This is a genomic window from Lactobacillus helveticus (assembly GCF_046109915.1).
GTDB classification, from domain to species: domain Bacteria; phylum Bacillota; class Bacilli; order Lactobacillales; family Lactobacillaceae; genus Lactobacillus; species Lactobacillus helveticus.
Window position 1 is genome coordinate 133,773 of record NZ_CP151471.1, and the last position, 19,642, is coordinate 153,414.

Annotated in this window: 22 protein-coding genes, 1 pseudogene and 1 other annotated feature; of the genes and pseudogenes, 20 read left to right on the forward strand and 3 right to left on the reverse strand. The window is 35.5% G+C overall.

Annotated elements, in window-relative coordinates; genetic code table 11:
- Position 1: 1 nt before the first annotated feature.
- The 19 genes and pseudogenes from AADV52_RS00830 (at position 2) to AADV52_RS00920 (ending at position 16,880) form a co-directional block, all read left to right on the forward strand.
- Positions 2 to 1,333, forward strand: coding sequence for a replication initiation and membrane attachment family protein (locus AADV52_RS00830; RefSeq protein ID WP_014918446.1), 1,332 nt, complete (start codon positions 2 to 4; stop codon positions 1,331 to 1,333).
- A gap of 31 nt (positions 1,334 to 1,364) precedes the next feature.
- Complete coding sequence (gene dnaI, locus AADV52_RS00835) at positions 1,365 to 2,273, forward strand: primosomal protein DnaI (RefSeq protein ID WP_014918447.1); 909 nt, start codon at positions 1,365 to 1,367, stop codon at positions 2,271 to 2,273.
- Between the two features lie 290 nt (positions 2,274 to 2,563).
- A complete protein-coding gene (thrS, locus tag AADV52_RS00840; RefSeq protein ID WP_014918448.1) occupies positions 2,564 to 4,498 on the forward strand; it encodes a threonine--tRNA ligase in 1,935 nt (644 codons plus the stop codon).
- 91 nt (positions 4,499 to 4,589) lie between these two features.
- A complete protein-coding gene (locus tag AADV52_RS00845) occupies positions 4,590 to 4,961 on the forward strand; it encodes an ACT domain-containing protein (RefSeq protein ID WP_014918449.1) in 372 nt (123 codons plus the stop codon).
- 6 nt (positions 4,962 to 4,967) lie between these two features.
- The gene (locus tag AADV52_RS00850; RefSeq protein WP_014918450.1) at positions 4,968 to 6,218 is read left to right on the forward strand and encodes a DUF389 domain-containing protein; all 1,251 of its coding nucleotides are present in this window, start codon (positions 4,968 to 4,970) and stop codon (positions 6,216 to 6,218) included.
- A 211-nt stretch (positions 6,219 to 6,429) separates the two neighbouring features.
- Positions 6,430 to 6,912 (forward strand): annotated as a pseudogene (locus AADV52_RS00855) (aryl-sulfate sulfotransferase N-terminal domain-containing protein).
- A 69-nt stretch (positions 6,913 to 6,981) separates the two neighbouring features.
- Positions 6,982 to 8,013, forward strand: a complete 1,032-nt coding sequence (locus AADV52_RS00860; RefSeq protein ID WP_227028462.1) for an aryl-sulfate sulfotransferase — start codon at positions 6,982 to 6,984, stop codon at positions 8,011 to 8,013.
- Between the two features lie 53 nt (positions 8,014 to 8,066).
- Positions 8,067 to 8,178: a sequence feature (ribosomal protein L20 leader region), on the forward strand.
- Between the two features lie 25 nt (positions 8,179 to 8,203).
- The gene (gene infC / locus AADV52_RS00865; protein WP_080588347.1) at positions 8,204 to 8,737 is read left to right on the forward strand and encodes a translation initiation factor IF-3; all 534 of its coding nucleotides are present in this window, start codon (positions 8,204 to 8,206) and stop codon (positions 8,735 to 8,737) included.
- A gap of 21 nt (positions 8,738 to 8,758) precedes the next feature.
- The gene (rpmI, locus tag AADV52_RS00870; RefSeq protein WP_014918452.1) at positions 8,759 to 8,959 is read left to right on the forward strand and encodes a 50S ribosomal protein L35; all 201 of its coding nucleotides are present in this window, start codon (positions 8,759 to 8,761) and stop codon (positions 8,957 to 8,959) included.
- 43 nt (positions 8,960 to 9,002) lie between these two features.
- Positions 9,003 to 9,359, forward strand: a complete 357-nt coding sequence (gene rplT, locus AADV52_RS00875; RefSeq protein ID WP_003627118.1) for a 50S ribosomal protein L20 — start codon at positions 9,003 to 9,005, stop codon at positions 9,357 to 9,359.
- A gap of 145 nt (positions 9,360 to 9,504) precedes the next feature.
- Complete coding sequence (locus tag AADV52_RS00880; RefSeq protein WP_014563231.1) at positions 9,505 to 10,029, forward strand: YqeG family HAD IIIA-type phosphatase; 525 nt, start codon at positions 9,505 to 9,507, stop codon at positions 10,027 to 10,029.
- Positions 10,022 to 11,131 (forward strand): ribosome biogenesis GTPase YqeH, encoded by a 1,110-nt coding sequence (yqeH, locus tag AADV52_RS00885; RefSeq protein ID WP_014918453.1) that lies wholly within the window; start codon positions 10,022 to 10,024, stop codon positions 11,129 to 11,131. The genes AADV52_RS00880 and yqeH overlap by 8 nt, the downstream gene beginning before the upstream one ends.
- Positions 11,132 to 11,141: 10 nt before the next feature.
- Complete coding sequence (locus AADV52_RS00890) at positions 11,142 to 11,798, forward strand: nicotinate-nucleotide adenylyltransferase (RefSeq protein ID WP_014918454.1); 657 nt, start codon at positions 11,142 to 11,144, stop codon at positions 11,796 to 11,798.
- Positions 11,779 to 12,372: a bis(5'-nucleosyl)-tetraphosphatase (symmetrical) YqeK gene (gene yqeK, locus AADV52_RS00895; RefSeq protein ID WP_014918455.1), complete on the forward strand. Its 594-nt coding sequence runs from the start codon at positions 11,779 to 11,781 to the stop codon at positions 12,370 to 12,372. Before AADV52_RS00890 ends, yqeK begins: the two co-directional genes overlap by 20 nt.
- Positions 12,373 to 12,393: 21 nt before the next feature.
- A complete protein-coding gene (rsfS, locus tag AADV52_RS00900) occupies positions 12,394 to 12,741 on the forward strand; it encodes a ribosome silencing factor (RefSeq protein ID WP_003627111.1) in 348 nt (115 codons plus the stop codon).
- Between the two features lie 5 nt (positions 12,742 to 12,746).
- Positions 12,747 to 13,898, forward strand: coding sequence for a nucleotidyltransferase (locus AADV52_RS00905; protein WP_014918456.1), 1,152 nt, complete (start codon positions 12,747 to 12,749; stop codon positions 13,896 to 13,898).
- 1 nt (position 13,899) lies between these two features.
- Positions 13,900 to 14,454 carry a DUF177 domain-containing protein gene (locus AADV52_RS00910; protein WP_014918457.1) on the forward strand — a complete coding sequence of 185 codons (555 nt, stop codon included), beginning with the start codon at positions 13,900 to 13,902 and terminating at the stop codon, positions 14,452 to 14,454.
- A gap of 163 nt (positions 14,455 to 14,617) precedes the next feature.
- Positions 14,618 to 15,334 carry a response regulator transcription factor gene (locus AADV52_RS00915; protein WP_014918458.1) on the forward strand — a complete coding sequence of 239 codons (717 nt, stop codon included), beginning with the start codon at positions 14,618 to 14,620 and terminating at the stop codon, positions 15,332 to 15,334.
- On the forward strand, positions 15,312 to 16,880 hold the full coding sequence (locus tag AADV52_RS00920) for a HAMP domain-containing sensor histidine kinase (protein WP_172997782.1): 1,569 nt from the start codon (positions 15,312 to 15,314) through the stop codon (positions 16,878 to 16,880). The genes AADV52_RS00915 and AADV52_RS00920 overlap by 23 nt, the downstream gene beginning before the upstream one ends.
- A gap of 36 nt (positions 16,881 to 16,916) precedes the next feature.
- Here AADV52_RS00920 and AADV52_RS00925 read toward each other — a convergent pair whose 3' ends face one another.
- The 3 genes from AADV52_RS00925 to AADV52_RS00935 are packed head-to-tail and all read right to left on the reverse strand — an operon-like array spanning position 16,917 to position 18,736.
- Positions 16,917 to 17,405: a YbaK/EbsC family protein gene (locus AADV52_RS00925; protein WP_014918460.1), complete on the reverse strand. Its 489-nt coding sequence runs from the start codon at positions 17,403 to 17,405 to the stop codon at positions 16,917 to 16,919.
- A gap of 49 nt (positions 17,406 to 17,454) precedes the next feature.
- Entirely contained in the window at positions 17,455 to 18,417 is a 963-nt protein-coding gene (gene yidC / locus AADV52_RS00930) for a membrane protein insertase YidC (protein WP_014918461.1), read from the reverse strand.
- Positions 18,418 to 18,463: 46 nt separating this feature from the next.
- Positions 18,464 to 18,736, reverse strand: a complete 273-nt coding sequence (locus AADV52_RS00935; protein ID WP_014918462.1) for an acylphosphatase — start codon at positions 18,734 to 18,736, stop codon at positions 18,464 to 18,466.
- Positions 18,737 to 18,833: 97 nt separating this feature from the next.
- On the opposite strand from AADV52_RS00935, the gene AADV52_RS00940 reads away from it, so the two are divergent.
- Complete coding sequence (locus AADV52_RS00940; RefSeq protein WP_014918463.1) at positions 18,834 to 19,601, forward strand: TrmH family RNA methyltransferase; 768 nt, start codon at positions 18,834 to 18,836, stop codon at positions 19,599 to 19,601.
- Positions 19,602 to 19,642 lie beyond the last annotated feature (41 nt).

Genomic DNA, 19,642 nt, shown 5'->3' on the forward strand with positions numbered 1-19,642 from the left:
CATGTTTGAGACTGCTGATCCCAAGCATCTTTACTATGTGGCTAATCGTGTCAGACTTTTTCCTGAAGATGAAAAAGTTTTGATTAAGCTATATCAACCATTAGTAGGAGCAGTGGCAGTAGCACTATATCAAACTTTGATTCAAAATTATGATCCTTATGGCATCATTTCGGATTCTAAGGGGATATATTCGCTACAAGAGCAGTTAGACTGCAGCTTAAAGCAATTATTTAATTCACTGCATAAATTAGAGGCTGTGGGATTGGTCCAAACATTTTTGTCTGATAATGTGTTCAATAATGTTTTAGTCTTTAAATTGTTGCAAGTCCCAGCTGCAGATAAGTTTTTTGCAACGCCACTTTTGGCTAGTCTATTAAAAGAAAAAGTTGGTGTACCGACTTTTCATGATTTAAGTCACGCTTTTGCTCAAGATGCTAAGTTAAAAGAAAAGCCGATAAAAAACGCGAAAGATGTATCTGCTAACTTTTTTGACGTTTTTCGTTTGCCTGGCGATGAAGCGATTACTCCATCTAGTGATGTAGTGCAAGCTGCTCAAGAAAATAAAGTTCATGAAGTTGAAACTGCTAAAGTGAATGATCACGATAGTATTGATTGGGATTTCATTAAGCAAGAATATAGCAGATATCAGATTCCAGCTAGTGAAATTGATCTTAACAAAGAACAAATTCGTGGTTTGATTCAAACATATGGCTTGTCAGAAAAAGAATTTGTAGATGAAAGCTTGCCGTGTCTTCATGGCTCTTATAGCTTAAATATGCGTGATATCAGTAATACTTTAGCTGAAAATTATAAGAGAACCAATACAAGAGAAAATGTACAATCTCAATTAAATGAAGGTCGGAAAAAGGCACTAGCTGCAATTAAAGATATGGACGATAATGATAAAAAACTATTAAAAGCAGCTAATGAGAGTTCGCCTGCCGAATTTTTGTATAAACTTAAAACGCAAAAAGGCGGTATAACTAGTGCTAATGAGAAGCAGATCATTAATAATTTGCATACGCAGTACGGTTTGCCTGAAGATTTGATTAATATTTTGACTTATACATGTTTAACATATGATACCGTGGTGAGCTCGAATTTAGCTTATAAAATTGCTAACGATTGGCTCCAACATGGTGTTGCCACAGCGGTACAAGCTTTGCAATATGTGAAAAAACGGCGCAATAGTTTTGGCAAAAAGAGACCAGTTCGAACTTATCAAAAGCGAGTTGAAAAAGGCACTGACTGGAGCAAGAAAAAGGCTGATAGGGATGCTGGCATTTCTACTGAGCAACTGAAGAATTTATTTAAAGATTTGAACAATAAATAAAAGTCAAAAATAATTGGAAGTAGGTGAAAAAATGGAGCCAATTGACAAGGTAATTAAAAAGATTGTAAAAGAACGCAATTTAGGCGATGAGCAATCTTTGATAAGTCAGGCTTTGCATGATCCTGATGTGCAAGCGTTTCTCACTGCAAATGCAAATAAGATCGATCAAAAGATGGTTCAAAACAGTATGTCTAATTTATACGAATATTATTCTCAAAAACATACTGCAAATAAAGTGATGGCAGGATATGCGCCCCAATTATTTTTAAACGGCAAGGTAATCGATATTCGGTATGTTCCTACCAAGGCAAAATTAGCTCAAGATCGCAAGCAAGCAGCTGAACGAAGATTGCAATTAATTGATGTTCCAACTCGCCTGCATGATGTAAGTTTAAGTGAAATTGATGTAAATGATGATCGTAAGCAAGTTTTGACTTTAATCTACGATTTCTTGAGAAAATACAAGCAAGATCCTCATGTGCAAGGCTTATATTTATCGGGAGATTATGGTGTAGGCAAGACATATATTTTGGCGGGATTGGCTAATTATGTAGTTACAAATATGAATAAAAATGTGGTCTTTTTACACGTGCCTACTTTTATTGCAGGTTTGGCAAGTCATTTTGATGACAATAGCTTGCAAAGTGAAATTCGTCGTTTATCTGAATGCGATTTATTGATTTTAGATGATATTGGTGCTGAAAGTCTTAGTCAATGGTCACGAGATGATGTATTAGGCGTAATTTTACAGGCGCGCATGGATAATGTTTTACCGACCTTTTTTTCATCTAACTTGGATATGGAAGCATTAGAATCTCATTTTGAAGAAACCCGCAATGCCACTGATCCGGTAAAGGCTAGAAGACTGATGCAACGTGTACGCTTTTTAGCTAAAGAAGTAGTAGTTTCTGGACCTGATAGAAGAAATTCTTTGCATTAATTTTGAAAAAGGTCTTGCATCTGAAAGTTTCGTGCGTATAATGAGAGTTAATTAAGCGAGACATGATGGTTTTCGATTCAGAGAGAAGAACCTTGTTCTGGAAGTTCTTCAATAGAGAATCACCCCAATTGCTTATTCCCAAAGTTGTTAATTTTAGGTTGGATGCCTTTATCAATCCATAAAGAGGTTAGATTACGCTAACCTGAATTTCGGGTGGAACCACGCTAATTAACGTCCCAGTGCATTCTTGCACTGGGACTTTTTTTATTATAATTTTTCTGGAGGAAAATATGAGTTTTTCAATTACTTTGCCTGATGGCTCAAAGAAAGATTTTGAAGAAAGTTTAACTATTGCTGACTTAGCTCACAACATTGCAACTTCACTTGGTAAGGCTGCTGTTGCTGGTAAGGTTAACGGTGAACTTAAGCCCCTTGATTACAAGCTTGATAGTGACAGCGAAGTTGCTATTATCACTAATAAAGACGAAGAAGGCTTAGATGTTTTACGTGCTACTGCTGCTTTTGTATTTGAAGCTGTAGCTAAGCGTGAATATCCTGAACTTCGTTTAGGTGAACATGTAGCTGACGAAGGCGGCTTCTATGTTGATACTGATAAGGATGACCAAATTAAAGTTGGTGAATTACCAAAGCTTGAAAAAGCTATGCAAAAGGTAATTAAGAACGGTGAAAAGATTGAACACGTTCAAATTGCTAAGTCAGAACTTGAAGATCTTTACAAGAATGATAAGTTCAAGAGCGAAGTTCTTGCTAAAGTTGAAGGCGATACTGTTGATGCCTACAAGCTTGGTGATTTTGTTGACTTTGGCTTCGATGCTTTGCTTCCAAACACTGGTAAGATTAAGCAATTTAAGTTATTGTCAGTAGCTGGTGCTTACTGGTTAGGTAAGTCATCAAACCCAATGCTTCAAAGAATCTTTGGTACTGCATTCTTTAAGGAAGCTGATTTAAAGGCTGACCTTAAGCGTCGTCAAGAAATTAAGGAACGTGACCACAGAACTATTGGTCGTGACCTTGACCTCTTCTTCGTAGATCCTAAGGTTGGTGCAGGCCTTCCATACTGGATGCCAAAGGGTGCTACTATTCGTCGTGTTGTTGAACGCTACATCATTGACCGTGAAGTAGCAGACGGTTACCAACACGTTTACACTCCAGTACTTATGAACCTTGATGCTTACAAGACTTCAGGTCACTGGGCACACTACCGTGATGACATGTTCCCACCAATGGACATGGGTGATGGTGAAATGCTTGAACTTCGTCCAATGAACTGTCCTTCACACATTCAAATCTTTAAGCACCACATCCGTTCATACCGTGATCTTCCACTTCGTGTTGCTGAACTTGGTATGATGCACAGATATGAAAAATCAGGTGCTTTGTCAGGTCTTCAACGTGTACGTGAAATGACTTTGAACGATGGTCACACATTCGTAGCTCTTGATCAAGTTCAAACTGAATTTGCTAAGATCTTGAAGTTGATCATGGACGTATACAAGGACTTCGATATTACTGATTACTACTTCAGACTTTCATACCGTGATCCAAAGAACACTGATAAGTACTTTGCAAATGACGAAATGTGGGAAAAGTCACAAAAGATGCTTAAGGGTGCTATGGATGATCTTGGCCTTGACTACGTTGAGGCTGAAGGTGAAGCTGCATTCTACGGTCCAAAGCTTGATATTCAAACTAAGACTGCTTTGGGTAACGATGAAACGATGTCAACTATTCAACTTGACTTCATGCTTCCAGATCGTTTCGGTTTAACTTATGTAGGTAAAGATGGTGAAGAACACCGTCCAGTTATGATTCACCGTGGTATTGTTGGTACTATGGAAAGATTTATTGCTTACTTAACTGAAATTTACAAGGGTGCATTCCCAACTTGGCTTGCTCCAGTTCAAGCTGAAATTATTCCAGTTAACAACGAAGCTCACGGCGAATACGCTGAAAAGGTTCGTGCAGAACTTGCTAAGCGCGGCTTCAGAGTAGAAGTTGATGACAGAAACGAAAAGATGGGTTACAAGATTCGTGAATCACAAACTCAAAAGGTACCTTACACTTTGGTATTAGGTGACGAAGAAATGAAGTCAGGCAAGGTTAACGTACGTTGTTACGGTACTGATGAAGAAATTTCTAAGAGTCTTGATGACTTCATTAACGAAATTGACGCTGACGTTAAGTCATACTCACGTGAAAACTAATTAAAGATTTAGATAAGTAAAGGGAACGTATGCATTGGGTATACGTTCCCTTTTGTGTTTTAATAGAAAAATATGATAAAGGAGAGTATATATGAAATTAACTATTAAGAAGTTGCCGTATCAATTAACAGTTTGTCAATTAAGTGATATTAAAAATTTAAATTTAAAAAATGATTTTTATTTTTTTGCCAAGACTGATGAAGAATTATCTTTAGTCTGCGAAAATAAAAATGCTCCAAGCAAAACGATTAATCGGGAAGATGGTTGGCGTGCATTCAAAATAGAAGGACAATTAGATTTTTCATTAATTGGAATTTTAGCTAAAATTGCGCAATTATTAGCTAATAATGGTATTTCTATTTTTGCTGTATCAACTTTTAATACTGATTATATTTTAGTTAAAGATAATAATTTTGATTCAGCTATAAAAATTTTGTCAGAAAATAATTATGAGATTAAATAAGAAAAAATGAGTAGAAAAAACTATTTAAGCCCACAATTTCTTACCAAAATTAGTGAAGATGGTACTTTAAATATAGAAAGTTTAATTATTTTAACTTGTGCGATCTTTATTGCCAGTATTGGGTTAAACGTAAATTCAACGGCAACAATTATTGGGGCTATGCTCATTTCACCTTTAATGGGCCCACTTTTGGCAATTGGTACAGGACTAGCGCTTTATAACACAAATATTTTGCGTAAAGGTGCTATCTCACTGTTAGCAGAAATCGTTATTAGTTTAGTTGCATCGACGATTTATTTTCATTTTTCTCCGTTGACTTATGCTAGCCAGGAAATTATTGCCCGTACTTCACCTACTATTTGGGATGTAATGATTGCTTTCTTTGGTGGCAGTGCTGGAATTATCGGTGCTCGTAAAAAAGGTGCAAACAATATTGTTCCTGGTGTAGCAATTGCTACAGCTTTGATGCCACCACTTTGTACAGTGGGATATTCGATTGCAGCGGGCAATCTTAAGTACTTTTTGGGATCAGGTTACCTATTTTTAATTAACTGCGTATTCATCACCTTAACAGCATTTTTGGGTGTAAAGATTATGAAGTGGCTAAGTCATTCTGCGGGTCAGCCTGGACTTAGTTTCTTTCGCAAACCAACTTTAAAAGAAACTGGAATAGTCTTAGTAGTAATTATCTTGATTATTCCAAATGTTCTTTCTGCTGGTCACATGGTAAACAAGACTTTAGTCGATCAAAATGTGCAAAATCTAGTTGCTCATGAATTGGGCGATGTTGATCTAATTAAAGAAAATGTTGATTCGCAAGAGAAAACTATTAATTTGACTGTTTCTGGTAAAAAGATTAACGCTAAAAAAATTCAAGCTGCTAAAGCTAATTTGGCAGAATATAATTTAAAAGGATACTCACTTAATATTGTTCAAGTGGCGCAAGTAAATCCTAACGCGGAGAACCAATTAGATAGACAAGTAAATAATATTCTTAATCAGCGTCAATGTGAGCAAGAACAGGCGAATGAAGAAAGACAGCAAGAACAAGAAAAGCATAATCAAGAAATTGAAAAATTGTCTCCTGCAATTTCTTCTGTTACAGCAGTTAGTGATAATAAGAATAAGCAAATTACTTTGATTGAGTTAAAGAAAAACATTTCTGCTAAAAAGAAGAAGGCATTAGTAAAGCAAATTAAAGAAAAATATCCAAATATTAATTTAGTGGAGTTTGTGCAAGAAAGCGAGAAAGAATAAGCGTTAATTATTTCTTAAGTCATTTCTCTGTTAATATTTTGTAATATACGAATATTAGAATAAACTTGATAGGTTTATTTTAAAGGAAAAATTTTGGTGAAAAGTAATAAAATTTTACTTGCACTCGCAATGGGCTCGTTAATGCTGACGATGCCTGTTGTGATGTTGCATGAACAATCGAAAACAGTTTTAGCACAGAAGAAAAATGGCAATGCAAAAAAAAACTAAGTTAAGTGATAGTCAAATTATTAAAAATTTAGGTGTTAAGAAAGTAGTAAATTCAAGTAATGATGCCTTAACTGCCAAATATGCGGATATTGTACGGAGTCAACAATATTCTTGGGAAAATCCATATATTAAGGTTAATCCTTATGAAAATTCACCATTAACAGCACTAATGATTTTTCATACAGATCAACCTACCAAAATTAGTTACCGGGTAATTGGAAAAAGTGCCAACACTACCATTAAAAATGAAGTGAAGGGTTATCAAACCAATCACTAAGTACCAATCGTAGGTTTGTATGCTGGTTACGATAATTCTGTTGAAGTAACGATGACGGATGAATCTGGAAATCAACAGACCAAGACTTTTAAAATTAAAACGGCTAATTTACCTAAATGGATTAGAAGCTTTCCAATTAAAGTCACTGTCAAAGATAAGGCTAAGATGAATTTAGGTTCAAATGAGTAGACCGTTTTAAATAGAACTACTAAACAAACTTTTGCTGTCGATGGTGATGGCGAAGTACGTTGGTACTATTTGCGCTGGAATGAGCATATTTTTGAACAGTTGAATAATGGTCATATTTTATTATTCAATAAGATCAAATCTGGCGATGAAAAATACAATATGTTAGTTGAAACCGACTATTTGGGACGCGTATATCGTCAATTTAGTTTTGATAAGACTTTAGGTGGTAGCTATGCCAGAACTGCTGGCTTATCATTAGTTCACCATGACGTGGCAGAAGTGCCTAATGGTAATTGGCTATTAACTATTGATGATGGTAGCAAGTATGTAGAAGACACAATTGCTGAGCTTAATCCTAATACTGGTAAGATCGTTAAAGTAATTGATTTTAAGAAAATTTTCCCAGAATCAATGTACAAAAAGAGTAAGATCAAGGCTAACGATAATACCAGTAGTGGATTAGGACTAATGGATTGGCTCCCTATTAATACAATTGATTATGATGCGAAAACAGGCAACATTTTGCTATCTGCACGTAATCAAGATATTATTTGGTCAATGAACTATCAAACTAAGAAAATTAATTGGGTTTTTACTAGCAAGCCAACTAAAGAATGGCCTAGTTCATTCCATAAGCATCTCTTAAAACCAAGCAAGGGAACAAAATACCCAGGTGGTCAACATGGAGTTTACTTATTAAAAGAAACGGGAAGCAAATTAGATATTCTGCTTTATGATAATAATATTGCTGTAACTAATGGTGATAAGAAGCAAAGTGGCAATTTCTCTGCTGCTACAGAATATCAAATCGATACGAAGAAAAAGACGATCAAACAAGTTTGGAGCTACGGTAAGAATTTGGGTAAACAAAACTTTACCGAAGTTATTGGTTATGCGCAACGCTTGAAGAATGGCAACACTTTAATCAATTTTGGCTTTAAAAACAAGGGTAAAGAGAGTAACATAATTGAAGTTGATGCACATGGAAATCAAGTATTCAATTTGACAATTACTAATAGTGCTAAGGACATGACTTATGTATATCTGGCATATAGAATGCAATTCTATCCTGATAACTATGTTTTTGATGTAACTAAATAATTGCACATCATGTATTGACGCGAGTAGTTTAAACGCGTATAATACACCTAGTTGAGAACAAGAAGAAGCTCCCGCTTCTCGCCTAAGTTAAGTTAACCTCTGGGCTGATCGATAATTTCTGTTGATTAAAGGCGGGTGATACTTATCCCGCCTTTTTCTTGTCCTCAAATTAACACGGAGGTGAATAATCATACCAAAAAGTTTAATCTTAAACGAAAGAATTCGTGCACGCGAAGTTCGTTTAATTGATGAAGATGGTCAGCAAGTTGGTGTTGTATCTAAGAGCGAAGCTTTACATAAAGCAAGTGATGCTGGTTTAGATTTAGTTCTTATTTCACCTAATGCTAAACCACCTGTAGCACGTATCATGGACTACGGTAAATATCGTTTCGAACAACAGAAGAAACTTAAAGAATCCCGTAAAAAGTCCAATACAGTTAGTGTCAAAGAAATTCGTTTGAGTCCAACTATTGAAGGCAACGACTTTGAAACTAAATTGAAGCATGTTCGTAAGTTCATTTCTAAAGAAGGAGCTAAGGTCCGTGTATCAATTCGTTTTAGAGGTCGTGCCATCACTCACAAGGAATTAGGTCAACAAGTTCTTGAAAAGATGGCTGAAGCAACTTCAGATATTGCTAATGTTATCAGTAAGCCTAAGATGGAAGGCCGTTCAATGTTCTTGATGTTAGCACCTAAGAGTGATAAGGACAAAAAGAAAAAGTAGTTAATTGGAGGAAATAGGAATATGCCAAAGATGAAAACACACCGCGCTTCTGCTAAGCGTTTTAAGAGAACTGCAAATGGTGGTTTAAAGCGTCACCACGCATTTACTGGTCACCGTTTCCATGGTAAGACTAAGAAGCAACGTCGTCACTTGAGAAAGGCTGCTATGGTTTCACGTAGCGACATGAAGCGTATTAAGCAAATGCTTGCTCAAATGCACTAATTATTAGTTCTTGATAGACTGACTATAGTAGGAGGAATTTTAAATGCCAAGAGTTAAAGGTGGAATTGTAACACGTAAACGTCGTAAGAAGGTCATGAAGCTTGCCAAGGGTTACCGCGGCGCAAAGCACATGCAATTTAAGGCTGCAAGCACTCAATTATTCGTTTCATACAAGTACGCATTCCGCGACCGTAGAAGACGTAAGAGCGAATTCAGAAAGTTGTGGATTGCTCGTATTAACGCAGCTGCAAGACAAAATGATATTTCATATTCTAAGTTAATGCACGGCTTAAAGTTAGCTGGTGTTGACATGAACCGTAAGATGTTAGCTGATATTGCTTACAACGATTCAAAGACTTTTGCACAATTAGCAGAAACTGCTAAGAAGGCATTGAACTAATTATCATTAGAAATAGAGATCAGGAGATAGTCCTGATCTCTATTTTTTTCGCTAAAATATTATTTTTCGATATTAATGAAACAAAAATTTCTAATGTAACTCCATTTTTGATATTATAAAGAATGAGAGAAAATGGAGAGTTTTTATGTTATTTAGACCAAAATATACAATAAATACAATTTATAATTTGGACCCCGTCAAATTGAATGAAATGGGAATAAAAGCAGTTTTTTCAGATTTAGATAATACATTGCTTGCATGGAATAAATTTGAAACTGCTAAAGAGATGGATAATTTTAATAAAAAACTTGCTAAAGCTGGTATTAAATTGGTGGTTATTTCTAATAACAATGCTCAGCGAGTAGGTAAAGTGCTGAATCCATATCATATTGATTTCGTTGCTAAATCTCGTAAGCCATTGCCTTTTGCAATTACGCGCAAACGCGAAGAAATGAAGTTAGCTAAAGATCAAGTAATGATGGTTGGTGATCAGCTTATTACTGATATGCAAGCTGGAAATTTAGCAGGAGTTGAAACTGTTTTAGTAAAACCATTAGTAGAAACTGATAAATGGAATACGCGAATTAATCGCTTTTTTGAAAAGATTATCTATTTCTTTCTTGGTTTATCACACCGAGTAACCTTTAAGGAGAATTTACAAAATGGATGAGGATATTATTTGTATTGGCTGCGGAGCGGTTCTTCAATCTGATGACCCACAAAAAGCGGGTTATCTGCCTAAGAGTGCTCTTGAAAAAGCAAAAAATGAAGAAAATACAGATGTTTATTGTCAACGTTGCTTCAAATTGCGTCACTATAACGAGATTATGCCGGTAGATTTGAATAATGATGATTTTCTAGCTTTGCTTAATTCATTAGCTGAAAAGAAGGCTTTAATCGTCAATGTTGTTGATCTATTCGACTTTTCAAATTCCTTGTTATCATCTTTAAAGCGTTTTGTGGGAAACAACGATTTTATTCTTGTTGGAAATAAATTCGATCTTTTCCCTAAAAATTCTAAACAAAGCAAAATTAAGGATTGGATGAGACAAGAAGCCAACCGTATGGGGCTTTATCCTAAAGATATTTTCTTAGTTTCTGCCAAGAAGAAATTAAATTTAGAAAGTTTGATTTCATATATTAATGATCAGTCTCAAGATAAAGATGTCTACTTTGTAGGGACGACTAATGTTGGTAAGTCAACTTTAATTAATGCGATCATTGATATGATGGGTAATATTCAAAATCTGATCACAACGTCACGTTTCCCAGGTACCACATTGGATCAAATTGAAATTCCACTTGAAAATGGACACTTTTTGATTGATACTCCGGGAATTATGACCGACAATCAATTAGCTACACATTTAAATGCAAAAGATTTGGAGTTGATTTCACCTAAAAAGCCATTGAAGCCAGCAACTTACCAACTTTTGCCAGGCAATACTTTATTTTTGGTAGGGCTAGGAAGAATTGATTATCTTAAGGGTGAATCAACTAGTTTTACGGTTTATGTAGCACGCAATATGTATGTTCATCGTACTAAGACTACCAATGCGGATGCGTTTTATGAAAAACATAAAGGCGAGTTATTGACTCCTCCATCTCCGGATGATCAAATGGCTCCACTTAAAGGCAAGGAATTTAAGACCGAATTTAAGAGCGATCTCTTATTTGGAGGCATTGGTTTTGTGACTGTGCCAAAAGGCTGTTTAGTTAAAACATATACTCCAGATGGTATTGGGTTAGGTATTCGTCGTGCATTAATTTAGAGGTTTGCGTATGGTTAATCCAAAGTGTATTGAAAAAGAAGCACCAACTGTTAAGGAAAAAGCTGAGTTAGAGCAAGAAAATGGTAGAGGACGTCAAATTGGGATTATGGGTGGTACTTTTAATCCAGTCCATATTGCCCATTTGGTAGCTGCAGAACAGGCAATGACCAAGTTGCGTTTAGATGAAGTGTGGTTTATTCCAGATAATATTCCACCACATAAGAATGCACCGCTGACTTCGGCTAAAGATCGTGCAACTATGCTTGATTTGGCTACAAAAGACAATCCTAAGTTTAGGGTCAAGCTATTGGAATTATTCCGTGGCGGTGTTTCATATACTGTTGATACGATGCGTTATCTAAAGGAAAAAGCACCTCAGAATAATTATTATTTAATTATGGGTAGCGATCAGGTAAATAGTTTCCATACTTGGAAAGAAGCATCTACCTTAGCTAAATTAGTTACTTTGGTAGGTATTCGTCGCCCAGGTTATCCGCAGGATTCGCAGTACCCAATGATTTGGGTTGATGCACCTGATATTCAATTGAGCTCAACAGCCATTCGTCGTTCAGTAGCTACTGGCACTTCAATTAGATATTTAGTACCTGAAGCAGTTAGAAAATATATTGTGGAAAAGGGGCTTTATCTTGGCGAAACTAATTTTTAAAAAGACATATTCACCATTATCTAGTGCTGAAATCATTGCTAAAGAAAAAGCAAATATGGATGATAAAAGATTTCAGCACTGTGTTCGAGTTAGCGAGACTTCACGTAAGTTAGCTAAGCTGAATAATTATGATGAAGATAAGGCAGCACTTGCTGGTTTTGTTCATGATTACGCAAAGCAGGTGCCTGTAGAAGAATATGTTAAAGTAATTAAGGATCAAGATTTTGATCCTGATTTACTAAATTGGAATCGAGCAATTTGGCACGGAATTGTTGGTACGTACTTTGTTGAGCGCGATTTAAAGATCCGAGATCCTGAAATTTTGATGGCTATTCGTCGTCATACTACTGGGGATGTAGAGATGACCACCTTAGATAAAATTGTCTTTATGGCGGACTTTATTGAACCCGGTCGTGATTTTCCAGGTGTTGATGAAGCAAGAAAAATAACCTATGCCAACTTAGATAAAGGAGTAGGCTATCAATTAGCTCATACTTTAAGTTTTTTAATTGAACAAAGAAATAAAGTTTATCCACGTACTCTAGCAGCTTATAACGTTTGGAGTACAAAATAGTTTATATAAAGGAGAAAGAATTTGACTAGTAAAGAAATTTTGGATTTTACAACTAAAGCAATTAGTGATCGTCACGGTGAAGATACTGAAGCTTATGATATGCGTGGTATTAGCATCTTAGCTGATTATTATGTAATTACCAGTGCAGGTTCTAACCGTCAACTTCATGCTATTGTTAATTCAATCGTAGAAGCAGCACATGAAAATGAATATACTGATTACCGTATTGAAGGTACTAGAGATTCAAACTGGCTTTTGCTTGACTTGGGTGATGTAGTTGTTAATGTCTTTACCAAAGAAGCTCGTGAATTTTATAACCTTGAAAAATTATGGGCTAATGGTAAACAAGTTGAATTAAAGGAAGATTAATAAAAATGAGTGTTGTCGGGATTATTGCAGAATTTAATCCTTTTCATAGTGGTCATGAATTCTTGTTAAATCAGGCACGGTTGATTGCTGGCAATGATCCAATTGTGGTCGTAATGTCTGGTAACTATGTGCAGCGTGGAGAAATGGCAATTATGAGTAAGTGGCAACGGGCTAAAGCGGCACTTCAATCTGGTGCAGATTTGGTCTTTGAAACGCCTTTTTCAACTGCGGTGGAACCAGCTGACTTGTTTTCATTAGGCAATATTGAGCAATTAGCTAAACTGGGCGTAACAGATCTTGTTTTTGGTGTTGAAAATGCTAACTTGAATTTTGTATATTTGGGTAGTAAGATTGCTGAAATTCCTCAAAATCACATGGATTTTAAGGATTATAGTCAAACATATTCGACCCAGTATAATCAGATGGTAGCTCGTGAGGTAGGTCATGAAGTTAATCAGCCTAATGCAATCTTAGGTTTGGCTTATGCAGTAGCTAATCATAATTTAGGTTCACCATTGAAGCTGCATCCCGTCAATAGAATTGGGGCTGGACATGATGATCTTTTACAGCGAAATGGCGTAGTTCAAAGCGCCAGTGCTATTAGAAATTTGTTGCTTCATGGTGAAGATACAAGCAATTTAAAATATTGGGTGCCTAAAGCGGAAGCAATTGAATTGAGTAAGCAAGAAATTTATCCTAATTGGAATTTGCTGTATCCATTTTTAAAATATCGAATTGAATCTTCTTCAATTGATGATTTAAGACAAATTTATCAAATGAGTGAAGGCTTAGAGTATAAAATGAAACAAGAAATCCATTTGTCACGTGATTTCACTGAATTTTTACGTAGGATTAAGTCTAAGCGGTACACGTATTCTCGTTTGCGTAGATTGAGTCTTTATACTTTGTTGAATGTTACTCAAGATGATATGATTGCTAGCTTCAACGAAGAATCCCTGATGCTGTTAGGTTTTAGTAAAACTGGACGTCAATATTTAAAGAAGAATAGAAAAGATTTTCAAACTGAGATTATCTCTAAAGTAGATAAGCGCAGCGCTAAAAGCGGTTCGCTCGCTTTACAAGTTAGAACAGATCGTTTATTTGAACAAATAATGGGTGTTGATCAAAACTTTGGTCAACGACCAATTGAGGTGTAATATGTTAGAACTTAGTTTTTCTAAAATAAGAAATTGTTCTGAGCCATTGACACACATTGAACGTGATGTAGAAATGCGACCAGAATTTTTTAAGAGAAGTAAAGATCTCTTAATTGATGCCAAGAACGTGTATGTTTCTGGAGATCTATTTTATCAAGAGCCCTTTGGAACTGGTAATTTTCATGTTACGGCTGATTTAGTAATTCCATCAAGTCGAAGCTTGCAACCGGTGAAGTATCATGAAGATTTTACTTTTACAGAAAATTATATTGATCGTAAACCGACTAAAGAAGAACTTGAAGATAATGATACGATTGTTAAAATTGATAATGATGTAATTGATTTACAGACAGCAATTGAAGATAATATGTTACTTAATATTCCGACCACTATCTTGACGCCAGAAGAAAAGGAAAAGAATATCTATCCTGAGGGTCAAGGTTGGGAAGTCGTTTCTGAATCAGCATTTGAAGAAGGAAAGAAGAATCAAGTAAATCCAGCATTTGCAAAATTAAAGGTTTTATTTGATAACAATGAAAATAATAAGAAAAAGTAAAATTATCTAAATGGCTTGAAAACGATCAAAGAATTTTAGCTTTGATTGTTTTTTTATCTTGTTTTAAGGTCACTTTTAAAGTATCCTTTAATTATAAAAACATTTTTTAATATATTTGTTAGTATTTAAAGAACCAAATTGATCGATGAGGAATTGAATTAACATGGCAAAAATTCTAATTATTGAAGATGAAAAAAATTTAGCTCGTTTTGTGGAGTTGGAATTACAACACGAGAATTATGAAACTGTAGTAGAAAATAATGGTCGTAAAGGACTTGAAGATGCTCTTAATCAAGACTTTGATGCAATCCTGCTTGATTTAATGTTGCCTGACTTGAATGGATTAGAAATTGCTCGTCGTGTTCGTCAGGTAAAGACTACTCCTATCATTATGATGACCGCACGCGATTCTGTTATTGATCGTGTTTCTGGTTTGGACCATGGTGCAGATGATTATATTGTTAAACCATTTGCAATTGAAGAACTTCTTGCTCGTTTGCGTGCTGTTTTACGCCGGGTAAAGATCGAAAAAGATGCTTCTAAGGTTACCGGTGCTAAGCAAAAGATTGTAAAATTTAAGAATTTAACAATCGAAACTGCCAACCGTATTGTTCGCCGTGGAGATGGCAAGGCAATTGATTTAACTAAGCGTGAATACAACTTATTGATGACTTTAATCGAAAATAAAAATAATGTTGTTAGTCGTGATCAATTGCTTAACAAGATCTGGGGCCCAGAATCTAATATTGAAACTAACGTTGTAGAAGTTTATGTTCGTTACTTGCGTAATAAAATCGATGTTCCAGGACAACCATCTTACATTAAGACGGTTCGTGGTACCGGTTATATGGTAAGAGATGAAGACGATGACCAAGAATAAGAATAAAGAGACCAAACATTCATCGCTAATTGTGCGATGGGTAAGTATCGTTGCTTTAACGATTACGGTCTCTTTTGTCATATTTTCTGTTGTTGTTTATCAAATTGTTAGTCGGCAGTCATTAGATCAACAAGAGGAAATGTCATTAAATGTAGTTACTACGCTGGATAGAACATTAAGTTCTATTCCTGATGAATTGGAGATATCAAATGTAATACCGTCTCTTTCGCCAGCTACCAGGCGAATTTTAAAGGGAGAACCAGCGATTAGTGACAAAGATAGTACTAATAATGCATTTAGTGATAATTTGATTGCTTCTATTTCTAATCCAGATATTAACGCGGCCGTTTATAATAAACAAGGTGAAATTGTTTTTACTAATGGAAATGTAACTCCTAAGTTTAAATCTTTTAAAGAAGTATCAAAAAACGAACTGGTTAAACGCAATGGACATCAAATTTTGTTGACGTACCAAAAGGTTTATTCATCTGTAAACAATAAGTTGACGGGATACATTGTAGTTTCTAACAATATGACCTACTACAATAGCTTGATGAAGAACTTATTGCATTCGATGGTTGCAATCTCGATTATTGCAATTGTCGTGTTTGTAGTGACGTCATATATTTTGGTATTCAATGTTGTTAAGCCGATTAAACGAATGTCTAAAGTGGCCCAGGAAGTCAATGCCGATCCTAATAGTGGAGCAAGAATTAAAGAATTAAATCGTGATGATGAATTAGAGGATTTAGCTGCTTCAATTAATCAAATGCTTGATAGGATGCAGAGCTATATTGAACAACAGAAGCAATTTGTGGGGGATGTCTCACACGAATTGCGGACTCCTGTGGCTGTAATTGAGGGACATTTGAATATGCTTGAACGTTGGGGTAAAGATGATCCACAGATTTTAGATGAGTCAATTAAGGCCTCATTGCAAGAAGCAGATAGGATGAAGCACTTGATTCAGGAAATGCTTGATTTGACTAGAGCTGAACAAATTGATGTGCAGTATCCACATGAAGTAACGAATGTCTATGATACGGTTAAACGAGTGGTGGCAGATTTGGCCATGGTTCATCCTGATTTTGAAATTCGACTTGATGAGGATGATTTACCTCAAGATACTGAAATTCAAATATATCACGGCCATTTGGAACAATTGCTAGTGATTTTGATTGATAATGCGATTAAATATTCGACTAATCTTAAGCAAATTAATGTTTCTGCTGGTTTAACTAAAAAAGAAGTTAACATTATTGTTCAAGACTTTGGTGAGGGTATTTCTAAGGAAGACCAAAAGAAGATCTTCAATCGATTCTATCGTGTCGATAAGGCAAGAACTCGTGAAAAGGGCGGCAATGGCTTAGGCTTGTCTATTGCCCATAAATTGGTAGATAGTTATCATGGTGAAATTAGCGTAGAGTCTGTTGAAGGACAAGGAAGTCAATTTAAGTTGACCTTCCCACTTCTTTCTAAAAAGAAGGCTGCTAAGTTGAAGAAATTAAATGAAAATTCTGAATTGCCAAAAAGTAATTTAGAATAATGAAAAGACAGTTCAATCGAACTGCCTTTTTTCTATCTAAAACGATCTTTCTTCAACCAGATGCCCATAGCTACTCAAAATACGTGCCAAATCGATCCATTGCAAGCTGATCGTTTTGGTATTGTCATTAGGATGTACACCCACAAAATTATTTTCTTCCATAGCTTCTTGATCAATGACCAACGGAATTGTATTGGTCTCATCATTTAAAAGGCTGAACGGAGATACTAAACCTCTTTTTACCTTTAATTTCTCCATTAATTCATCTTCATCGGCCATGGTTAAACTAGAAGTAAATAATTCTTTCTGCGCCTTCTTCCAATCTGTTTTTTTGTTTTCGGGAAGCATTACTAAAAAGTATGATTTTTTATCTCGTGTCTTGATAAAAAGATTTTTACATTTGACAAAAGTCTCATCTTTTAAATATTGATCAGCTTCTTTGGAGGTTGAGACCGCAGGGTGGGTGAATGCCTGATAGGTAACGTCGTGTTTGTCTAATAAGCTAAGTAATTCTTGGCTATCCATAGTTTTTCCTTTATCAAAAAAAGCCAGGAAAAATCCTGACTAAATTTTATTATTTATGTTTTTGTTTACCCTTATTGCGGTTGCGCAAGTCTTGGTGTAATTCCTTCTTTGCTTGACTAGTAGTACTATTACCAGAATTAGTGTTAAACAAATCAGAAACCTTTTCTTTAGTAACTACAACTTCGACAGGCTTATCCTTTAATTCATCAGCTACGTGCTTCTTAACGCTTGGTGTAAGGATAAAGGTAACGATAACTTGTTGAATGATCATAACTAGGTTACCAGCAGCCCAGTATAATGCCAAAGCACCAGAGAAGGATAAACTGAAGAATAAAGTCATAATTGGGTTGAAGATCATCATTGATTGCATGGTCTTCTTTTGTTCTTCAGGAATACCAATTAATGAAATGTATCCTTGGATCACAGTAAAGATAGTCGCGATAATAGCTAAGACAACAGATTTTTGACTAAGTGAAATGCCAAAGAATGTTGAATTAGCCAATTGTGGTGAGTAGAATACCGCTTGATAAATACCCCACATAATTGGCAGTTGGATGATCAATGGTAAACAGCCAATTCCGCCAGTTAATGACATCTCATTCTTAGAATAAAGTTCTCTTTGCCAACCTGACAAGGTCATTTGCTGCTCAGGAGTAATGCCTTTGTGCTTCATTGCAGCTTGGATTAATTTCATTTGTGGTTGCAAACGAGCCATCTTTTCTTGTTGACGCACACTTTTGTTTTGTTGAACAAGCATTAAAGGCATCAAGATTAAACGAACGACAACGGTAATAATCACAATACCCCAACCTGCACCGTTATCGCCGCCGACCATATGAGCCGTGTGAATCATGATATTTTGCAATGGTCGGCCTAACCATTGGTAAACCCAACCATAAATACCACTATGAGGTGCAACATTAGGATTGTTTGTAGCGCCACAAGCACTTAATACAAGAACAGCAACGACTAAAAGTGCTAAGACTCCTGTATATTTTTTGATTTTCTTCATTAAATAAATCACCACTTAGTTTCTATAGTAAATAAAATATGTATCTCTAATATAATACATGAAAATCATGCATTTGTTCCACATTTGGGACAGATTCTTGATCAATATTTTCAATATGAGCGAATCCTGAGGTAGATGGCAATTTTTCAATAAAACGATCTATTTTATCAGGAGTACTTTGTAAGTAAATAGTAACAGTGCCATCCGAATTATTTTTAACAGTGCCAGGGATGTTCATTTTATTTGCTAGTGCCATAGTGCTCCAGCGAAAGCCAACCCCTTGTACTAAACCAGAGACAGTTAATTTTCTTGTTTCCATAGTATTTTCCTCTCGTTTTTTCAATCAATATCATCTTTAATTTTACCATGTTCAATTATCCTCTATAATATAGTGAGAATCAAAGAAGGAGAAAAATATGCAACAAATCAGTTCAGTCAATAATGCAACAGTAAAGAAGTTAGCTAAGTTAAAGCAAAAGAAGTATCGTGATGAAGAAGGCCGTTACTTAATTGAGGGCTTTCATTTGTTTGATGAAGCTATTAAATCTGGCCAAAAGTACCAATATTTATTGGGTACTGAAGAAGCTCTCGACAAGGCAGAAGAAGATTATGATGTCGACTTAAGTGGTAAAAATGTCATTTTGATCAATAAAGCAATTGCACGTCACTTAAGCAGTACCAAGAATTCACAAGAAATTTTTATGGTACTAAAAATTGATCAACCACGTGAATTTCCATTTAATTATGGTAAGTGGGTTTTACTTGATAATCTAGCAGACCCAGGTAATGTCGGAACTATCATTAGAACAGCTGATGCGGCAGGTTTTGATGGGGTAGTTTTGTCACCAGAAAGTGCAGATTTATATAATCCTAAAACTCAACGAGCAATGCAAGGTAGTCAATTCCACATTGATTTAATTAAGCGTGATTTAGCTGACGTCATCGCTGATTTTCAGGATGCGGCTATCCCAGTTTATGCAAGTATGTTAGACAAAACTGCCAAGCAATTACCTGATTTTGAAAAGGTACCGCAACTTGCTTTAATTATTGGTAACGAAGCTCATGGCGTTAGTTCTACAATTGCTAGTTTGAGCGATGAAAAATTGTATATCCCAATTAAGGGTAAGGCGGAATCACTCAATGCGGCTGTAGCAGCAGGAATTATGATTTATCACTTTGTATAGTACTTGTATTTAGTAAGTAGATTCTTTATAATAATTTAAGT

What these genes read in the sequence shown, in the direction of transcription:
- AADV52_RS00830 (WP_014918446.1), top strand. Translation starts at nt 2, where the DNA reads ATGTTTGAGACTGCTGATCCCAAGCATCTTTACTATGTGGCTAATCGT.
- dnaI (WP_014918447.1), top strand. Translation starts at nt 1,365, where the DNA reads ATGGAGCCAATTGACAAGGTAATTAAAAAGATTGTAAAAGAACGCAAT.
- thrS (WP_014918448.1), top strand. Translation starts at nt 2,564, where the DNA reads ATGAGTTTTTCAATTACTTTGCCTGATGGCTCAAAGAAAGATTTTGAA.
- AADV52_RS00845 (WP_014918449.1), top strand. Translation starts at nt 4,590, where the DNA reads ATGAAATTAACTATTAAGAAGTTGCCGTATCAATTAACAGTTTGTCAA.
- AADV52_RS00850 (WP_014918450.1), top strand. Translation starts at nt 4,968, where the DNA reads ATGAGTAGAAAAAACTATTTAAGCCCACAATTTCTTACCAAAATTAGT.
- rpmI (WP_014918452.1), top strand. Translation starts at nt 8,759, where the DNA reads ATGCCAAAGATGAAAACACACCGCGCTTCTGCTAAGCGTTTTAAGAGA.
- rplT (WP_003627118.1), top strand. Translation starts at nt 9,003, where the DNA reads ATGCCAAGAGTTAAAGGTGGAATTGTAACACGTAAACGTCGTAAGAAG.
- AADV52_RS00880 (WP_014563231.1), top strand. Translation starts at nt 9,505, where the DNA reads ATGTTATTTAGACCAAAATATACAATAAATACAATTTATAATTTGGAC.
- yqeH (WP_014918453.1), top strand. Translation starts at nt 10,022, where the DNA reads ATGGATGAGGATATTATTTGTATTGGCTGCGGAGCGGTTCTTCAATCT.
- AADV52_RS00890 (WP_014918454.1), top strand. Translation starts at nt 11,142, where the DNA reads ATGGTTAATCCAAAGTGTATTGAAAAAGAAGCACCAACTGTTAAGGAA.
- AADV52_RS00905 (WP_014918456.1), top strand. Translation starts at nt 12,747, where the DNA reads ATGAGTGTTGTCGGGATTATTGCAGAATTTAATCCTTTTCATAGTGGT.
- AADV52_RS00910 (WP_014918457.1), top strand. Translation starts at nt 13,900, where the DNA reads ATGTTAGAACTTAGTTTTTCTAAAATAAGAAATTGTTCTGAGCCATTG.
- AADV52_RS00915 (WP_014918458.1), top strand. Translation starts at nt 14,618, where the DNA reads ATGGCAAAAATTCTAATTATTGAAGATGAAAAAAATTTAGCTCGTTTT.
- AADV52_RS00920 (WP_172997782.1), top strand. Translation starts at nt 15,312, where the DNA reads ATGAAGACGATGACCAAGAATAAGAATAAAGAGACCAAACATTCATCG.
- AADV52_RS00925 (WP_014918460.1), bottom strand. Translation starts at nt 17,405, where the DNA reads ATGGATAGCCAAGAATTACTTAGCTTATTAGACAAACACGACGTTACC.
- yidC (WP_014918461.1), bottom strand. Translation starts at nt 18,417, where the DNA reads ATGAAGAAAATCAAAAAATATACAGGAGTCTTAGCACTTTTAGTCGTT.
- AADV52_RS00935 (WP_014918462.1), bottom strand. Translation starts at nt 18,736, where the DNA reads ATGGAAACAAGAAAATTAACTGTCTCTGGTTTAGTACAAGGGGTTGGC.
- AADV52_RS00940 (WP_014918463.1), top strand. Translation starts at nt 18,834, where the DNA reads ATGCAACAAATCAGTTCAGTCAATAATGCAACAGTAAAGAAGTTAGCT.